Below are 16399 nucleotides of genomic sequence, written 5' to 3'. Positions count from 1 at the left end.
GCGGAGCGACGTTCGGCCGCGTACACGCGCCCTGCCCGACCGCCGTAACCTGCGTGCGGCGTGTACCGCGAAGCATTGTTCGCGGTACACCAGCGCCGGGACGTCAGACGCGCTTGAACACCAGCGTGCCGTTGGTGCCGCCGAAGCCGAAGCCGTTGGACATCACCGCATCCACCTGCACCTCGCGCGCCACGTTCGGCACGTAATCCAGGTCGCAGCCTTCGCTGGGCTCTTCCAGATTGATGGTCGGCGGAATGATGCCGGTATGCAGCGCCATCACCGAGAAGATCGCTTCCACGCCGCCGGCCGCGCCGAGCAGGTGGCCGGTCATCGACTTGGTCGAGCTGACCATGGTCTTGTAGGCGTGGTCGCCAAGCGCGCGCTTCATCGCCAGGGTCTCGGCCAGATCGCCCAGCGGCGTGGAGGTGCCGTGCGCGTTGAGGTAGCCGATCTGCTCGGGATTGAGCTTGGCATCGCGCATCGCCGCGGCCATGCTGCGCGCCGCACCCTCACCGTCTTCGCTCGGTGCGGTCATGTGGAAGGCGTCGGAGCTGGCGCCAAAGCCGACCAGTTCTGCATAGATGCGCGCGCCACGCGCCTTGGCGTGTTCGTACTCTTCCAGCACCAGCACGCCGGCACCGTCGCCCAGCACGAAGCCGTCGCGCTGCTTGTCCCACGGACGCGAGGCGCCGGTCGGGTCGTCGTTGCGGGTGGACATGGCCTTCATCGCGCAGAAGCCGCCCACCGAACTCGGCGAGGAGCCGCGCTCGGCGCCGCCGGCCAGCATCACATCGGCGTCGCCGTGCTGGATCATGCGCATCGCGGTGCCGATCGAATGGTTGGAGGTGGCGCAGGCCGATACGGCCGAGAAGGTCGGGCCTTTCAGGCCCTTGATCAGGCTGACCTGGCCCGGCAGCATGTTGATGATGGTGCTGGGCACATAGAACGGCGAAATCTTGCGCGCGCCGCCCTCGTGGAATTTGATGGTCTGCTCTTCGATACCGAGCAGCCCGCCGATGCCGGAGCCGAGAATGGCGCCAACGCGTTCGGCATTGCTTTCGTCGATTTCCAGGCCGGAATCGTCCAGCGCCATGAACGAGGCGCCGACACCGTAATGGATGAACGAATCCATCTTCTTGACGTCCTTGGCGGACACAAAAAGCGTGGGGTCGAAATTCTTGATCTCGCCGGCGATCTTGGTGGTGAACTGCGAGGCATCGATCTGCGTGATCGGGCCGATGCCTGAGCGCCCGTGGATGATTCCATCCCAGCTGGTGGCCAGATCATTGCCTAGCGGCGACACCATGCCCATGCCGGTAACGACAACACGACGACTCATTGCAGATCTCCTCACCACGGAACGGACGGTGCTTGCGGTTTGCGGATGACGCTTGAAAAACACAGGGCCGCATCAGCGGCCCCATGGAATGTCTGACGCAGCAACGGCTTGACGCACGCCACCGCGGTCAGGAACAACGCATCAGCTCTTGACGTGAGCCTTGACGTAGTCGATCGCCTGCTGGACCGAGGTGATCTTCTCAGCCTCTTCGTCCGGGATCTCGCACTCGAACTCTTCTTCCAGCGCCATCACCAGCTCGACGGTGTCCAGCGAGTCGGCACCCAGGTCATCGACGAACGATGCGCTGGTGGTGACTTCCTCTTCCTTGACGCCGAGTTGTTCGACGACGATTTTCTTGACGCGTTCTTCGATGGTGCTCATTGGGGATATCGCTCCAGATGGAGTAGTGGTGGTACGAAAAAAACGCCATCGGGCTGCGATGGCCGCGTTGGATAGTGTAGTGGAAGCGACCGAGCCTTGCATTGCATCACAAGTCCCGGCCGATCAGCCACTTAGCGCCTCCCGGCGCCGCACGCTCACGGCATGTACATGCCGCCGTTGACGTGCAGGGTCTCACCGGTGATGTAACCGGCGCTCGGGCCGGCCAGGAACGCCACCGCGTTGGCGATGTCTTCCGGCGCGCCCAGATGCCCGAGCGCGATCTGCTGCAGCAGGGCGGCCTTGGCCTCCTCCGGCAGCGCCTTGGTCATGTCGGTATCGATGAAGCCGGGCGCCACCACATTCACGGTGACCCCGCGCGAGCCGATTTCCTTGGCCAGCGACTTGGAGAACGCGATGATGCCGGCCTTGGCCGCAGCGTAGTTGGTCTGGCCGGGGTTGCCGGTCACGCCCACCACCGAGGCGATGTTGACGATGCGGCCCTTGCGCGCCTTCATCATGCCGCGCATCACCGCCTTGGAGGTGCGGAACACGCTGGTCAGGTTGGTGTCGATGATCGCCTGCCAGTCGTCGTCCTTCATCCGCATCAACAGGTTGTCGCGGGTGATGCCGGCGTTGTTGACCAGGATCGAGATCGCGCCGAACTCCTTGCCGATCGCATCGATCAGGCCATCGACCGCCGCGGCGTCGGTGACGTTGAGCTCGCGGCCGTGGCCGCCCTGGGCAGCCAGGCGCGCGCCGATCGCCGCGGCGCCGGAGGCCGAGGTCGCGGTGCCGATCACGGTGGCGCCCTGGGCGGCCAGCGTGTCGGCGATGGCCGCGCCGATGCCGCGACTGGCACCGGTGACGAGGGCGATCTCGCCCTGCAGAGGCTTGCTCATGAATGCTGTTCCTCGAGTGGGGAGCTCGCGACCGCAGCCGCGAACGATGAGGGCTGCCGGCAGCGCCGGCAGGTGCGTCGAATCAGTGCGTCCACGCCTCGAGCGCGCCGGCGTAATCGGCAGGCGTGGCCAGCGGACGGGCGTCCAGGCTTTTGTCGATGCGCTTGATCAGCCCGCTCAACACCTTGCCGGGGCCGCATTCGGCGACCCGGGTGATGCCCTGGGCGGCCAGCGCCTGCACGCAGCCGGTCCACTGCACCGGCAGGTACAGCTGCTCGGCCAGCGCCTGGCGGATCGCATCGCTGCCGGTGTGCACGCGCGCATCGACGTTCTGCACCACCGGAATCTGCGGCGCGTGCCAGCTCAGTCCGGCCATCGCTTCGGCGAGCTGGTTGGCGGCATCGCGCATCAACGGGGTATGCGAGGGCACGCTCACCGCCAGCTTGACCGCCTTGCGCACGCCGCGCTCGGCCAGCAGGGCCAGCGCGCGATCCACCGCCGCCGCATCGCCGCCGATCACGATCTGACCGGGCGAGTTGAAATTGGCCGGCACCACCACCTGGCTGCCTGCCGCCTCGGCACAGACCTCCAGCACCAGCGCATCCTCGGCGCCCAGCACCGCCGCCATCGCACCGACACCGGCCGGCGCGGCGGCCTGCATGAACTGGCCGCGCAGCCGCACCAGGTGCGCGCCGTCGTGCAGCGACAGGGCGCCGGCAGCGACCAGCGCGGTGTATTCGCCCAGGCTGTGCCCGGCCAGGACCGCCGGGCGCTGCCCGCGCTGCGCATTCCACAGCCGCCACACGGCCACGCCGGCGGCCAGCAAGGCCGGCTGGGTGTATTCGGTGCGGTTGAGCATCTCTTCCGGGCCGCCCTGGGACAGCGCCCACAAGTCGACGCCAGCGCCTTCGGAGGCTTCGGCGAAGGTTTCGCGGATCTGCGGATGCAGCTCGGACAGTTCGGCCAGCATGCCCAGGGACTGCGAGCCCTGGCCGGGGAACACGAAGGCAAGAGTGGATTCGGTCACGCGTTGCTGCCTACAAAAATCGAGCCGGGATGATACGTGCGAAATCGCCCCGGCGTCTGTACTGCCGCGTATGCAAGGCCCGTCCGGCGCGACCGCCGGCGCACTTACAGCAAGGCGTTGAGCAGGTCCATTTCGCCATCGGCGAGCCAGTCCACGCACATCACCAGCACCAGCACCACGGCCAGGGAGGTCGCCGCATGGATGGCCAAAATGGCACGCGCCAGCGCTCCGGCCGAGCGCCCCAGGCGACCGGTGAGCTGCGCAAACCGCTGCAGGCGCCCGGTCACCACATGCGCATGCGCCGCCACCGCCGGGCCGGCCGCATCGAAGGCGCCCGTCATCAACCGCTGCAGCACCTTGCGGCGGCCACGGTAGTACTTGGCCACGCCGTAGCCGAACACCAGCCAGTCGCGCGCCTGGGCCTGCGCCAGGTCCATCACCTCCAGCGGGTCTTCTTCGAAATCGATGAAGCCGACCGCCTGCCCGTCGAAGGTCATGTTGCGCGGAAGCGGCTGGCCGAAATACGCGCCATCGCGATGGGCAGCGGCAATGGCCGCCACCGCCAGCGCGATCAGGCGGTCGCGCTCGGGCGCGTCGGCCTCGCGCAGGCAGCTGGCAAAGGAACGGCCGTTGTCGCTGAGCACCAGGGCCGCCTGCCCGCAACCGACCACGCGCGGCACATTCACCGCTTGCGCCTGCAGTTCGCCGAGCCGGCGCGCTTCCAGATCGCGCGCGGCATCGCCGCCACGGTGCGGCGGTGGACGCAAGGCGTCCAGGCCCCAGCGGCGGGCGACGAAGTTGAGTGCTCCGAGCGAGACCGCCCGGCTGTCGCGGCGGTACTGCTTCAGCCAGACGCGCTGTCCGGCGATGACGATGGGTTCTGCCATAACGGGTCCGTCCCTGACGCTGTCAGGCATCGCCGGCGGACGCGGCGCTGCCTGCGGAACTCAGTAGCGCAGCAGCGCCGAGCCCCAGGTAAATCCACCACCGAACGCTTCCAGCAGCAGCAATTGACCCCGCTGCACGCGGCCGGAGCGCACCGCTTCGTCCAACGCCAGCGGCACCGAGGCCGAGGAGGTATTGCCGTGGCGATCCACGGTGACGACCACCTGCTCCATCGGCAGATCCAGCCGCTTGGCGGTGGCTTCGATGATGCGCAGGTTGGCCTGGTGCGGGATCAGCCAGTCCAGGTCGTGCTTGTCGTAGCCATTGGCGGCCAGGGTCTCGTCGACCACCGAATCCAGCGCCTTGACCGCGTACTTGAACACGTCGTTGCCCTTCATCAGCAACGCGCCGCCGCCGTTCTTGCCTTCACCGAAGCCCACCGACACGCCGACCGGATCCCACAGCAGCTCTTTCTTGCTGCCATCGGCATGCAGATGGGTGCTGAGGATGCCGGTGTCTTCGTCAGCCTTGAGCACGACCGCGCCAGCGCCATCGCCGAACAGCACGCAGGTGGTGCGGTCGGTCCAGTCGACGATGCGGGTCAGGGTTTCTGCGCCCACCACCAACACGGTCTTGGCGTCGCCGCTGCGCACGAACTTGTCGGCCACGCTGAGCGCGTAGACAAAGCCCGAGCAGGCGGCGTTGACGTCCATCGCGCCACACCCGACATTGCCCAACCGCGCCTGCAACAGGCAGGCAGTGGACGGGAAGATCAGGTCCGGAGTGGTGGTGCCGACGACGATCAGATCGAGCTCGTCGGCGGTGACGCCGGCCGCTTCCATCGCCTTCAGCGAGGCGAAATACGCCAGGTCGCTGGTGGTCTGGTCGTCGGCGACGATGTGACGCTCACGGATACCAGTGCGCGAGAAGATCCATTCATCGCTGGTGTCGACGATCTTGGACATATCGTCGTTGGTCAACACCTTTTCGGGCAAATAGCTACCCGTGCCCGCGATTCTGGAATAGATCCGCTTGCTCATACTGTTCCCTGTTGCAAGAGCCGCGGTGATCGGCGGCTCCGGAAGAAGCGAGGGTCACCCAGCGGCGTCGAACGCGCCGGGTGCCACGAATCAATCTTCTTGGACGGCCGACGACTTGGTCGCAATCACCTTCTTGCCGCGGTAGTAACCGTCAGCGGTGATGTGGTGGCGCAGATGGATCTCGCCGCTGGTCGGATCGGTCGACAGCTGCTTGGCGGTCAGGGCATCGTGCGAACGACGCTGGCCGCGACGCGACGGGGTAACTCGGGATTTCTGCACAGCCATGGGATTGCTCCAACTTAAGTTCGATAACTTGTCTGTCGAGTCGAACAGGACGCTTCACGCCCGCGCCGACCTGTCTTTCCGCCCTTCACAGCGGCGGTTACTGTTTTTTGAACGCTGCCAGCGCCGCGAACGGACTGGCCTTGTCTTGCTCTTCCTGGGTCGGAACCCACTCGGCCTCGACGGCCTCGCTGCCCGGCGCCATCGGCACCACCGGTATCGACAGGACCAGCTCGTCCTCGACCAGATCCGCGGCCCGCAGCATGCCATCTTCCGGCACCAGCAAGGCCTCGTACTCGGCCGGTAACGCAGCTTCGTCGGCTTCGTCACGGATCAAACCAAGACGCTGTCTGATTTGCACCGGATACAGAAAACGCTGCAGGCTGCGCTGGCAGGCCAGCGGAAGCTCGACATCGACACTGAGTTCGACATAGGCGACCTTCAGCAGGTCGTCATGATCGAACTGGAGCGAATAGACACACTCGCCCTCGGTATCGACCAAGCTCCCTTGCAGGCGGGTCATCGCAGAGAGCGGGATGCGGCCATCGAAGCGCCTGCGCGCTGCGACCATCCGCCAAGCATCCAGCATTTCGGGTACGTTCGCGGACATAAGCCGCAGAATGTTAAAGATCCGCCGACGCCCTGTCAAATACCCCTATTCACGCGCCTCGCAAGGCGCCAAGGCTGGCAGACTCCCCTGCCCGTCCTGCCCAGCGCCCCATGATGCCACGCCTGATTCTTGCCTCCACCTCTGTCTATCGGCGCGAGTTGCTCGGCCGGCTGCGCCTGGACTTCACCACCGCCCGGCCGGAGGTCGACGAACAGGCGCAGCCCGGGGAGCGCCCGGACGCGCTGGCCAGCCGACTGGCTGCCGAAAAGGCAGCAGCGGTGGCTGCGCAGGCGCCCGACGCCTGGGTGATCGGTTCGGACCAAGTCGCCGACCTGGATGGCCAGGCCCTGGGCAAACCAGGCACGCTGGAGCGGGCGCATGCGCAGCTGACCGCGATGTCCGGCCGCGTGGTGCGCTTCCATACGGCAGTGAGCCTGGTCGGCCCTGGCCACACCGCGCACGCGCTGGACCTGACCGAAGTGCAGCTGCGCCCGCTGACGCCCGCCGGGATCGACCGCTACCTGGCCGCCGAGCCAGCACTAGATTGCGCCGGCAGCTTCAAGTGCGAGGGCTTCGGGATCAGCCTGTTCGACGCCATTCGCTCGCAGGACCCCACCGCCCTGGTCGGTCTGCCGCTGATCGCGCTGGCACGGCTGTTGCGCCAGGCGGGGTTCGAAATCCCGTAAGAATTGCCGTGCGACCAGGAGTGAAGGCCGCGCACGCATGGAAAAAATCGGGCACGAGCAAAACTCCCCAATCCCCAATCCCTGCACCCACGCACGCAGCCCTAATCGGGCCGAGTCAGCTCACAGAACTGATACGGATAATCGGCCTGCCCCACGCGCGAGGACAGCGTGCGGCAACGCGCAGGGTCCAGCGTCAGCCCGTACGCGGCCAGGCGCTGCTGCGCGGCCTCGCGCACGGCACGGTCGGCGGCGGCGATGTCCAGCGCCCTGCCCTTGGCAACGTGGAGTACGCAGCGGCCCGGCTGCGATGCATCCAGTTCGGCGCGCAGGCCGCGCGCGATCAACCAGCGCAGGCGTGTGCATTGCGGTTGCACGCTCCACCCCAGCTGCTGCGCCCAGCGATTCATCCGGTCGATCCGCAGCTGCTGCTTGTCGCGCGCCGCGCCCAGCATGGCGTAGAGCTGCGGCCGCTCGGCAATCAGCGTGCGCACGCGCTGCCGGTACTGGTCGGTCTCGGCGATATTCGTCGCCACACCGATGTAACGCACCTGCCGCGGAAGCAGCGGCACCCGCCAGGATTGCGGCTCGTCGCCGACCAGCAACACCGTGGAGGCGGCAGGTTCGCCCATCATTGGTTGCTGCACCTGGAAGCTGTCGCGTGCCCAGGCTTCATGCCCCCAATCCTTCCAACCGACCAACGCGACCAGGGCGCATAGCCCGATCAACCAGGCCGCCTTGCGATCGGCGTGTGTGGCGAATGCGTGCCGGCACATGATCCAGAGCAGCAACGGTGCAAGCAGCTCCAGCACCACCAGATAGCGATGAATGCTGAAAATGGCCTGCCACAGCGCGTAGGCGACGCCGAAGAACACCAGCAGGACCACGGCCGAGCGATCCAGCCCGACCTGCCGCACGGGCCGGCGCAGCAACCCGCGCCCTGCAGCGACCAGCGTCACCGCATACAGCACCGCCCAACCGGCCTGCACCAGACCGAGATCGCCGATGCGCTGCGGCTTGAAGGTAAACAGCAGCGGCCAGATCAGCTGCTCGCCGAAATTGCGCGGCAGCCACCGCACATCGGCGATCGACACCGGCTGCGCCAGCGGCGATTTGAAGACTCCGTTGAACTGCGGAAACAGCGGATTGCCCAGGTGTTGCCAGACCTGCCAATACCAGGGCCCGGCCACCAGCACCACCACCAGCGCCGCAACGCCGGAAAGCACGCCAAGGCCCAGCACGCGCGAACGCAGCCGCCCGCCATCGCACAGGACCGCCGGCACCAGCGCCAACGCGTAGAGCGCATTGGTGAGCTTGAGCGAGACGGCCAGGCCGATCAGTGCGCCGGCAATGGCCCATCGATGCACCGCATGCGTGCCCTGCCGCGCCTGCGCCTGCGCCGACAACACCAGCGCCAGCGCCGCCAGCACCGGGATCGCGCTGGCGGTGTCGCCCATGGTGCCGCCAAGCCCGGACAGAAACACCGCGCTGCACATGCCGGCCACTGCAAGCAGCGGCGCCCATTGCGCGCGCCGCGTTTGCCCGGCCAATACGCGCCATGCCACTGCCGCCACCGGAACGAACACCAGTGCATGCAAGGCGCCCAGTAGCAGCCCGGCCACCGGCCCGGGAAGCTGCAGCATCAGCCAGGCATGCAGCACATCGAGCAATGGGCTGAAGTAACTCTGCATCTGCGCCGGCGCCAGATCCACGCCCAGCCGGTCGTGTGCCCAAGCGTCGCCGATGTAGAGGTGGTAGTTGCGCAGGTCCCAGTTGGCGTCCTGGCCCAGCCCAAGCGAGAGCAGCGCGCCCAGCAGCACGACCGCCGTCACCGCCGCGGCGATCTGGCGTGGCGAATGAAAGCCGAAATGGCGATCGGCCCAACCCAACAGCCGCTGCCGCCGGCCCACCGGCGTCGATGTCGCGATAGCTGCCATCAGCGGGCGGCTCCAGGTGCACGTGCAGCGACAACAGTAGCGACGCCCGGCTCGGCCAGATACGCCAGATGCTTGGCCTCAACGCGCCCACGCGTGACCGTGTCCAGGATCAGCCCGCACGCCAGCAGCAGGAAACCCAGCAGCATCAACGCCACGCACAGGATCGCCGTGGGGAACCGCGGTACCAGCCCGGTCTGGAAATAGGTTTCGAACAACGGAATCGCCAGCACGATCGACAACGTGGCGCTAAGCACAAAGCCGATGGAGAAGAACAACAACGGCCGCTCGGCCTTGAACAACTTGGCGATGGTGGTGAGGATGCGCCAACCATCGCGCCAGGTATTCAACTTGCTTTGCGAGCCCTCCGGGCGCACGCCGTAGGCGGTTTCGACCTCGGCCACCGGCATGCGCAACTGCAATGCGTGCACGGCCAGTTCGGTTTCGGTTTCGAATCCCTGCGCATGCGCAGCGAAGGATTTCACGTAGCGCCGCGAGAACACCCGATAGCCGGACAGCATGTCGTCGAAACTACGGCCGAACAGCAGCCCCGCGCACCGCGTCAGCAATACGTTGCCGATGCGATGACCGGGCCGATACGCGGCCTGCTGCTGATCGCGGCGCGCGCCGACCACCATGTCCAGGCGCTCGTCGATCAGCTTGCGCACCAGCGCCGGTGCGGCGGCCGCGTCGTAAGTCGCATCGCCATCGACCAGCACATAGATGTCCGCTTCCACATCGGCAAATCCACGCCGCACCACATTGCCCTTGCCCTGCAGCGCCACGCGGCACACCTGCGCGCCGGCCGCTGCGGCGATCGTCGCGGTGGCGTCGCTGGAATTGTTGTCCAGCACATGGATCGCCGCGCCCGGCAAGGCAGCGGCAAACGCAGCGACCACCGAGGCGACCGTCGCCGCCTCGTTATGGCAGGGCACCAGCACGGCGATTCGGATCCCGGGCACAGGCACGGGAGAGACAACAGTCATGGCGTCGGTCATTGCGTGATCTAAGGTGCGGAAACGGTGATGGGCTGTTCCCACCAGTCCTCGACGCTGCCGTCGTGGCCATGCAGGCGCAGTCCCAGCCAATGCGTGCCCGGCGGCAGCGCATGCGTGTCGAAGGTGGCGTTGAAACCGACGTTGGGGTGCTGCGGGTCGGTGGAGATCTTCCAATACGGGCGCACATCCAGCGGCGTGCCGTACTCGGCCTGCGCGACCGGGCGCCCGTCCATCAGCAGCTCCACCTGCGACAGCCCGACGCCGTCCTTGAATGCCCAGCCGCGCACCTGCACCCGCCCGGCCACGCGCACGTCCGGCAGCGGCGTATCGATCCAGGCCATCGCCGGAGCGATGCACGGCCCGGGCTGGCGTTGCGCCGGCAGCGCGAACAGCAGGAAGCGCTGGTAGCCGTGATCGGTGGACACAACCGTGGGCGGCGGCAGCGGCCCGACCATCTCGCAGATGTCGTGATAGCGCTTCAACAGGTCGCGATAACGCTGATCGCTGGGCGAGAGCACCAGCAGCCGCGGCCCGGCGCGCGTGCCATCGCTGAGCAGCCCCCACTGCTGCAGCTGCGCGCTGCGTCCGTGCTTGTCGTTCAACTCCGCACGCAGCACCTCCACGTTGGCATCGTGCAGTTGAAAGCCCAACTCGGCACCGACCTTGAAGTTTTCTGCCAGCACGCGCGTGCCCGGCGGCATCTGCGCGAGCCGGAGCTTGACCGCGCGCGCCAGGTCCTTCCACCCGGCGAAGTTGCGCGGATAGTATTTTTCGCCGGCCGCATGTGCGCGAATCGACGGCACCGACACGGCCAGGTAATAGCCGTACGCACCCAGGGTACCGAGCAGCGCAATCGCCCAGGCCGCGCGACGCAGCGTATGCGGCCAACGCATCAGGATCACTGGCACCGCCACCAGCAGGGCCAGGTAGCCCGGCAGCGGCCAGTGGAAGCTGATCCGCTCGGCATCGCTGAAGAAGCCGAGCACGAAGATCGCCACGGTCGAAATCCCGCCCAGCAGGCCGAAATAGCGCCATTGCGCACGCGAACCGCCACCGGTACGCGTGCCGGCCAGGCCGACCTTGAGCATCGCCCAGGCCAGCAGCGGGGTCACCAGCACCGCCTGTATCAGCAAGAACCACAGCCCGGTGATCTGAAAGCGCCATGGATGCCGGTCGACCAGTTGGAAGCGCAGCCCGGCCTCGTCGTGCTCGGTGTTCCAGAACAGCAGCGGCAGCCAGCTCACCGCGCCCACCGTCAGCGCCATCCAGATGCGCGGGTCGCGCATGACCGCGCGCCCCTGCGGAATGCACAGCAGCGCGATGCAGCCCACCCCGATCACCCCGGCAAAGCGGTAATGACTGAGCGCGCCGATCACCAGGCCGATGGCGAGCTCGAGCGCACTGGTGGCATCGACCTCGCGCAGCAACCGCGCGCCGGCATCCATGCACAGCACCGCCGCCAGCGCCATCGGCACATCCGGCACCGCCAGGATGCCGAGCGTTGCCGACAGTGGCATCAGCAGGGTCAGGCTGCCGGCCTGCCAGCCCAGCGTGGAGCCGAACCAGCGCGTGGCGATATGCGCGATCAACCAGGGAATCAGCGCGGCAATGGCCAGAAACGGCAGGCGCAGGGCCAGCAGATGATGCCCGCCCAGTTCCACGCCCAGCCGCGCCAGCCAGGCGGTCATGCCCGGCAGATCCGAATACGCGGCGGCCAGATGCTGGCCTTCCTGCCAATAGAACGCCTCGTCGACGAACAGCGGCAGCCGCGCGGCAATCAACAGCTTGACGGCCGTCGCCAGTGTCCACAGGATCACGAAGGTGCGATGTGCGCGTTGGTCCCCTTGCATTGCCCTGTGCACTCTTCTTCCACCTACGGAATTGTGATGTCGACACCGCTGCGTTCCACGGAAATGCTAACCGATGCGCTGCGCCAATCGCTGCGGCGCGCACAAGACCAGGTCAATTCGCTGCTGCTGGGCAAGGCGCAGGAAGTGCGCCTGGCGTTCGTGGCACTGCTGTCCGGCGGACATCTGTTGATCGAAGACCTGCCCGGCCTGGGCAAGACCACCCTCGCCCACGCGATGGCCTCCAGCCTGGGGCTGGGCTTCCAGCGCGTGCAGTTCACCTCCGACCTGCTGCCGGCAGACGTGCTGGGCGTGTCGGTCTACGACGCCGCCTCGCGCCAGTTCCAGTTCCATCCCGGCCCGGTGTTCACCAACGTGCTGCTGGCCGACGAAATCAATCGCGCCCCGCCGCGTACGCAAAGCTCGCTGCTGGAGGCCATGGCCGAACAGCAGGTCACGCTCGACGGCGTCACCCATGCGTTGCCGGAGCCGTTCTTCGTGATCGCCACGCAGAACCCGGTCGATCTGTCCGGCACCTTCCCGCTGCCGGATTCGCAACTGGATCGCTTCCTGCTGCGGCTCAGCCTGGGCTACCCGAGCGCCGACGCCGAGCGCGCGTTGCTGTCGGGCGTGGATCGGCGCGAGCTGATCGCCCAGGCCGCACCGCAGCTCAGCGACGCCGACGTGGTGGCATTGCGTACGGTGGTGGGCCAGATCCATACCAGCGATGCGCTGATCGGCTATGTGCAGGCCTTGCTGCTGCGCAGCCGCCAGCACGCCGGGGTGCGCGTGGGGCTGTCGCCGCGTGCCGGCATCGCGCTGCTGCGCGCGGCCAAGGCCTACGCGCTGCTGCTCGGCCGCGAGCACGTGCTGCCGGAAGACGTGCAGGCCTTGTTCGTGGCGGTGGCCGGGCACCGGCTGGTGCCGGAGGCCGAATCCTCGTCCGGGCCGGCGCTGGCCAAGGCGCTGCTGCACAGCGTGCCGGTGGACTGATCCAGGTGCGTGCGCACGTGCGCGGCATTGGCCGCCGACTCAGCCTGCTGGCGCGCCCGCGGGGCGCGGAGGCCTTGCCGATCGTGCTGGATCGGCGTCGCATCTACGTGCTGCCGACGCGCTTCGGGTTGTTCGTCACCGCCTTGCTGCTGGCGATGCTGCTGGGCGCATTGAACTACAACAACAACCCGGCGCTGCTGCTGGCGCTGCTGCTGGCCACCGCCGGGATTGCCAGCAGCATCATGGCGCACCTGCAGTTGTCGGCGCTGCGCATCGAGGCGGTGTCGGCCGAACCGGTGGTCGCCGGCGAACCGTTGCGCATGCGGGTGTCGCTGGCACGTCGCGACAGCCGCGCACGGCGTGGGCTGCGCCTGGATCATCTGAACAGCAGCGGCTTCTGTGCGTTGCTCGAGCACGACATGGCCGAGGTGGACCTGCCGGTGCCCACCGAGCGGCGCGGCTGGCAGGACATCGAACGCATCCGCCTGTCCAGCACCCAGCCGCTGGGGCTGGTGCGCGCCTGGTCGTGGGTCTGGCCGGAGACACCGCTGCTGGCCTATCCCAGGCCCGAGGAACAGGGGCCGGCATTGCCCGAGGGCGCCGGTTCGCCCAACCAGACCCGCCTGCACCCGCAAGGCGAGGAGCTGCACCAACTGCGCCCGTATCGCGCCGGCGATGCGCCACGCACGATTTCCTGGAAGCATTCGGCACGCCGCGACAGCCTGCTGGTGCGCGAATACGAGCAGCCGCTGGGCATCGAAGTCACGCTGGACTGGCGCACGCTCAATGCGCTGCCGTACGAGCGCCGCATCGCGCGGCTTGCCCGCTGGGTCAACCTGGCCGAGCGCGACGGGCGGCGCTACCGCTTGTTGTTGCCGGGCCAACCGCCGCTGGGGCCTGCACAAGGTCCGGCCCACCATCACCTGTGTCTGCGCGCCCTGGCCCTGCTTCCCCATGACTGAGCCGTCCGTCCCGATCACCCAGGCCAGCCGCGCCTGGGTGCTGGTCACCAGTTGGCTGGCACTGGCGCCGTTGCTGTTGCAGCTGCCCGGCCTGCTCGCCGGCACCATTGCCGTGGCCGCCGTGCTGGTCGGGGTGCTGAGCTGGCGCGGCACCTTGATGGCACCGGTGCGGTTGTTGCTGGTGGTGGCGATGCTGGGCGCGGTGTACTGGCAGATCGGCATGCGCTTCGGCCGCGACACCGGCTGCGCGGTGCTGGCCGCGATGCTGGCGATCAAGGCCTCCGAGCTGCGCACCTTGCGCGATGCGCGCAGCCTGCTCGGCTTTGCGTTGTTCGCCCCGTTTGCGGCGTTTCTGCTCGACCAGGGGCCGGCGACGATGGGGCTGGCGCTGCTGGCGGTAGTGAGCGCGCTACTGAGCATGCAGCGGCTGGCCGACGAGGAACACCGCACCGCCACGCCTACGCTGCGGATGCAGTTGCGCGGCATCGGCAAGCTGGTCGCCATCGGCGTGCCGCTGGCCCTGGCCACGTTCTGGCTGCTGCCGCGCCTGAGCTCGCCGCTGTGGGGCGTGCCCGAGCGCGCGCTGTCGCGGCCGGGCCTGTCGGACAACATGTCGCCGGGCGAATGGATCGACCTGATGGCCGACGACAGCCCGGCGCTGCGCGTGCAGTTCACCGGCAAGGCGCCGCCGCCGCAGCAACGCTACTGGCGCGGGCCGGTGATGTGGGACTTCGATGGCCGGACCTGGCAGCGCGCGCGCTGGACCGGCCGCGGCCAACCCGCCTCGGTCACCGCCGGGCCGCAGCGCTATCGCTATCGCCTGGACTACGAGCCCACCGATCGTCGCCAGCTGGTGTCGCTGGACCTGCCCACGCAGGCGGTGGCCAATGCCGAGCTGTCGCCCGACTACGAACTGTTCGCGCAGCGGCCATTGAGTGCGTTGACCCGCTGGGAGCTGCAATCGGCGCCACCGGCACGCTTCGACACCGACCTGCCGGACCAGTTGCGCAAGCGCGCCCTCGCCCTGCCGCCGGGCTTCAATCCACGTACGCTCGCGCTGGCACGGCAATGGCGCGCGGAAGCCGGCAGCAACGACGATGCCGTGGTGCAGCGCGCGCTGCAGTGGATCACCCGCGACTTCGCCTACACCCTGGATACCCCCCTGCTTGGCCGCAACAGCGTCGACGAATTCCTGTTCCAGCAGAAGGCCGGGTTCTGCGAGCACTTCAGCTCTTCGTTCGTGGTGCTGATGCGCGCGGCCGGCATCCCGGCGCGCGTGGTCACCGGGTATGCCGGCGGCACCTACAACGGCTTCGGCAATTACTGGGTGGTGCGGCGCATGGATGCGCATGCCTGGACCGAAGTCTGGCTGGCCGGGCGCGGCTGGGTGCGGGTGGATCCCACCGCGGCGGTGGCGCCGGAACGCATCTACGACACGCTGGAAGACCGCGTGCAGGGCGGCGCGGGCAACAATTTTGCCCAGCTCGGCATGTTGGCCAGCCTGGGCCAGGTCAGCGACCTGCTGCGCCGCGGCTGGAACGATCTGGTGCTGTCCTTCGATGCCGACCGCCAGCAGCGGCTGCTGCAACCCTTCGGCATCGATCGCCTGGACAGCTCGCAACTGGCCGCCATCTTCGGCGTGTTTGCGGTCAGCGCGCTGGCGTGGATGGGTTGGCTGCTGGCGCGCGGCGAGCGTGAGCGCGACCCGCTGCTGCGCGCCTGGCATCGCCTGGGCCGCCGCTACGACAAGCTCGGCCTGGCCCGCGAACCACACGAACCGGCCATCGCCTGGGCGCAACGTGTCGCCCGTTCACACCCGAATCCGGCATTGTTGGCACTCAGCCAACGTTTCGCTGCCGCGCGCTACGCTGGCGCTGATTCGGACAGCGCCTCACTCCTCAAAGATCTGCAGCAGCATCGCCCGCGAACCGGAGCTTCCTCATGAGTACCCGCTTTCTTCTTCCCATCGTCGCCGCGCTCGGGCTCGCCGCCTGTGCCACCGCGCCCAAGCCGCTGCAGGGTCAGTTCCCTACGGTCAGTCCGAGCGATTCCACTGCCAGCGCCCAGGTCGGCACGTCGGTGCGCTGGGGCGGCAAGATCATCCAGACCAAGCCCGGGCAGGGCCAGACCTGCTTCGAGCTGATCTCGCGTCCGCTCAATGCCAGCGGCCGTCCGGACCGCAACGCCGTGGACGCCAGCGATGGCCGCTTCCTGGCCTGCCGCTCGGGCTTCTACGACCCGGCCGTGTTCGAGCCCGGCCGCGAAGTGACCTTCATCGGCAAGATCGAAGGCTACGAAACCACCAAGATTGGCGAGTACGACTACAAGCTGCCCAAGGTGAATGCCGACGTGGTCTACCTGTGGCCGGTCGTGCGCGAGGTGGATGTGGTGCCGGCCTACCCGTACGGCCCGTGGGGCGACCCGTGGGGCCCGCGCTGGGGCGGTGGCTGGGGCTGGGGCCGCGGCTGGTGGTAATCGACCGCTGAGTCAGTGACACGCAAAAACGCCGCTCGCAGGGA

At 67.7% G+C, this 16399-nt stretch carries 16 protein-coding genes; 5 read left to right on the top strand and 11 right to left on the bottom strand.

The genetic code is table 11. From position 1 onward, the window contains the following. Positions 1-103: 103 nt before the first annotated feature. From fabF to ABQY64_RS05710, 8 genes are all read right to left on the bottom strand, one after another. Positions 104-1339: a beta-ketoacyl-ACP synthase II gene (fabF, locus tag ABQY64_RS05745; protein ID WP_024938455.1), complete on the bottom strand. Its 1236-nt coding sequence runs from the start codon at positions 1337-1339 to the stop codon at positions 104-106. 141 nt (positions 1340-1480) lie between these two features. Beyond that, positions 1481-1720, bottom strand: coding sequence for an acyl carrier protein (acpP, locus tag ABQY64_RS05740; protein ID WP_002814322.1), 240 nt, complete (start codon positions 1718-1720; stop codon positions 1481-1483). A gap of 155 nt (positions 1721-1875) precedes the next feature. Further along, on the bottom strand, positions 1876-2619 hold the full coding sequence (fabG, locus tag ABQY64_RS05735) for a 3-oxoacyl-ACP reductase FabG (RefSeq protein ID WP_016902515.1): 744 nt from the start codon (positions 2617-2619) through the stop codon (positions 1876-1878). A gap of 82 nt (positions 2620-2701) precedes the next feature. After that, positions 2702-3646 carry an ACP S-malonyltransferase gene (gene fabD, locus ABQY64_RS05730; protein ID WP_024938453.1) on the bottom strand — a complete coding sequence of 315 codons (945 nt, stop codon included), beginning with the start codon at positions 3644-3646 and terminating at the stop codon, positions 2702-2704. A 104-nt stretch (positions 3647-3750) separates the two neighbouring features. Then, positions 3751-4533, bottom strand: coding sequence for a serine/threonine protein phosphatase (locus tag ABQY64_RS05725; protein ID WP_349779233.1), 783 nt, complete (start codon positions 4531-4533; stop codon positions 3751-3753). A 60-nt stretch (positions 4534-4593) separates the two neighbouring features. Further along, the gene (locus ABQY64_RS05720; RefSeq protein WP_024938452.1) at positions 4594-5571 is read right to left on the bottom strand and encodes a beta-ketoacyl-ACP synthase III; all 978 of its coding nucleotides are present in this window, start codon (positions 5569-5571) and stop codon (positions 4594-4596) included. A gap of 90 nt (positions 5572-5661) precedes the next feature. Next, positions 5662-5856, bottom strand: coding sequence for a 50S ribosomal protein L32 (gene rpmF, locus ABQY64_RS05715; protein WP_003483870.1), 195 nt, complete (start codon positions 5854-5856; stop codon positions 5662-5664). A gap of 97 nt (positions 5857-5953) precedes the next feature. Next, positions 5954-6463, bottom strand: a complete 510-nt coding sequence (locus ABQY64_RS05710) for a YceD family protein (RefSeq protein ID WP_024938451.1) — start codon at positions 6461-6463, stop codon at positions 5954-5956. 110 nt (positions 6464-6573) lie between these two features. On the opposite strand from ABQY64_RS05710, the gene ABQY64_RS05705 reads away from it, so the two are divergent. Further along, entirely contained in the window at positions 6574-7149 is a 576-nt protein-coding gene (locus tag ABQY64_RS05705; protein ID WP_104570294.1) for a nucleoside triphosphate pyrophosphatase, read from the top strand. 101 nt (positions 7150-7250) lie between these two features. On the opposite strand, the gene ABQY64_RS05700 is transcribed toward ABQY64_RS05705, so the two are convergent. The 3 genes from ABQY64_RS05700 to ABQY64_RS05690 are packed head-to-tail and all read right to left on the bottom strand — an operon-like array spanning position 7251 to position 11928. Beyond that, positions 7251-9083: a hypothetical protein gene (locus ABQY64_RS05700; RefSeq protein WP_349779234.1), complete on the bottom strand. Its 1833-nt coding sequence runs from the start codon at positions 9081-9083 to the stop codon at positions 7251-7253. Next, entirely contained in the window at positions 9083-10078 is a 996-nt protein-coding gene (locus ABQY64_RS05695) for a glycosyltransferase (RefSeq protein ID WP_349779235.1), read from the bottom strand. The genes ABQY64_RS05700 and ABQY64_RS05695 overlap by 1 nt, the downstream gene beginning before the upstream one ends. Positions 10079-10086: 8 nt before the next feature. Next, positions 10087-11928, bottom strand: a complete 1842-nt coding sequence (locus ABQY64_RS05690) for a glycosyltransferase family 39 protein (RefSeq protein WP_349779236.1) — start codon at positions 11926-11928, stop codon at positions 10087-10089. Positions 11929-11964: 36 nt separating this feature from the next. Here ABQY64_RS05690 and ABQY64_RS05685 point away from each other — a divergent pair, with 36 nt between their 5' ends. Genes ABQY64_RS05685 through ABQY64_RS05670 form a run of 4 tightly spaced genes read left to right on the top strand, consistent with a single transcriptional unit; the run spans position 11965 to position 16355 of the window. Continuing rightward, a complete protein-coding gene (locus ABQY64_RS05685; RefSeq protein WP_016902524.1) occupies positions 11965-12918 on the top strand; it encodes a MoxR family ATPase in 954 nt (317 codons plus the stop codon). A 5-nt stretch (positions 12919-12923) separates the two neighbouring features. After that, the gene (locus ABQY64_RS05680; RefSeq protein WP_104576234.1) at positions 12924-13880 is read left to right on the top strand and encodes a DUF58 domain-containing protein; all 957 of its coding nucleotides are present in this window, start codon (positions 12924-12926) and stop codon (positions 13878-13880) included. Then, positions 13873-15825, top strand: coding sequence for a DUF3488 and transglutaminase-like domain-containing protein (locus ABQY64_RS05675; RefSeq protein ID WP_126968516.1), 1953 nt, complete (start codon positions 13873-13875; stop codon positions 15823-15825). The genes ABQY64_RS05680 and ABQY64_RS05675 overlap by 8 nt, the downstream gene beginning before the upstream one ends. Continuing rightward, positions 15822-16355, top strand: a complete 534-nt coding sequence (locus ABQY64_RS05670; protein ID WP_016902527.1) for a Slp family lipoprotein — start codon at positions 15822-15824, stop codon at positions 16353-16355. The genes ABQY64_RS05675 and ABQY64_RS05670 overlap by 4 nt, the downstream gene beginning before the upstream one ends. Positions 16356-16399: the final 44 nt, after the last annotated feature.

The sequence above is a fragment of the Xanthomonas sp. WHRI 7065 genome, assembly GCF_040203115.2.
Taxonomy (GTDB): Bacteria; Pseudomonadota; Gammaproteobacteria; order Xanthomonadales; family Xanthomonadaceae; genus Xanthomonas; species Xanthomonas arboricola.
The sequence above is the reverse complement of the archived record's forward strand: the minus strand, read 5'-3'. Positions and strand labels throughout refer to the sequence as shown.

Excerpts from the sequence above, each read along its gene's own strand:
- fabF (WP_024938455.1), bottom strand. The coding sequence starts at position 1,339 with ATGAGTCGTCGTGTTGTCGTTACCGGCATGGGCATGGTGTCGCCGCTA.
- acpP (WP_002814322.1), bottom strand. The coding sequence starts at position 1,720 with ATGAGCACCATCGAAGAACGCGTCAAGAAAATCGTCGTCGAACAACTC.
- fabG (WP_016902515.1), bottom strand. The coding sequence starts at position 2,619 with ATGAGCAAGCCTCTGCAGGGCGAGATCGCCCTCGTCACCGGTGCCAGT.
- ABQY64_RS05725 (WP_349779233.1), bottom strand. The coding sequence starts at position 4,533 with ATGGCAGAACCCATCGTCATCGCCGGACAGCGCGTCTGGCTGAAGCAG.
- ABQY64_RS05720 (WP_024938452.1), bottom strand. The coding sequence starts at position 5,571 with ATGAGCAAGCGGATCTATTCCAGAATCGCGGGCACGGGTAGCTATTTG.
- rpmF (WP_003483870.1), bottom strand. The coding sequence starts at position 5,856 with ATGGCTGTGCAGAAATCCCGAGTTACCCCGTCGCGTCGCGGCCAGCGT.
- ABQY64_RS05710 (WP_024938451.1), bottom strand. The coding sequence starts at position 6,463 with ATGTCCGCGAACGTACCCGAAATGCTGGATGCTTGGCGGATGGTCGCA.
- ABQY64_RS05705 (WP_104570294.1), top strand. The coding sequence starts at position 6,574 with ATGATGCCACGCCTGATTCTTGCCTCCACCTCTGTCTATCGGCGCGAG.
- ABQY64_RS05700 (WP_349779234.1), bottom strand. The coding sequence starts at position 9,083 with ATGGCAGCTATCGCGACATCGACGCCGGTGGGCCGGCGGCAGCGGCTG.
- ABQY64_RS05695 (WP_349779235.1), bottom strand. The coding sequence starts at position 10,078 with ATGACCGACGCCATGACTGTTGTCTCTCCCGTGCCTGTGCCCGGGATC.
- ABQY64_RS05690 (WP_349779236.1), bottom strand. The coding sequence starts at position 11,928 with ATGCAAGGGGACCAACGCGCACATCGCACCTTCGTGATCCTGTGGACA.
- ABQY64_RS05685 (WP_016902524.1), top strand. The coding sequence starts at position 11,965 with ATGTCGACACCGCTGCGTTCCACGGAAATGCTAACCGATGCGCTGCGC.
- ABQY64_RS05675 (WP_126968516.1), top strand. The coding sequence starts at position 13,873 with ATGACTGAGCCGTCCGTCCCGATCACCCAGGCCAGCCGCGCCTGGGTG.
- ABQY64_RS05670 (WP_016902527.1), top strand. The coding sequence starts at position 15,822 with ATGAGTACCCGCTTTCTTCTTCCCATCGTCGCCGCGCTCGGGCTCGCC.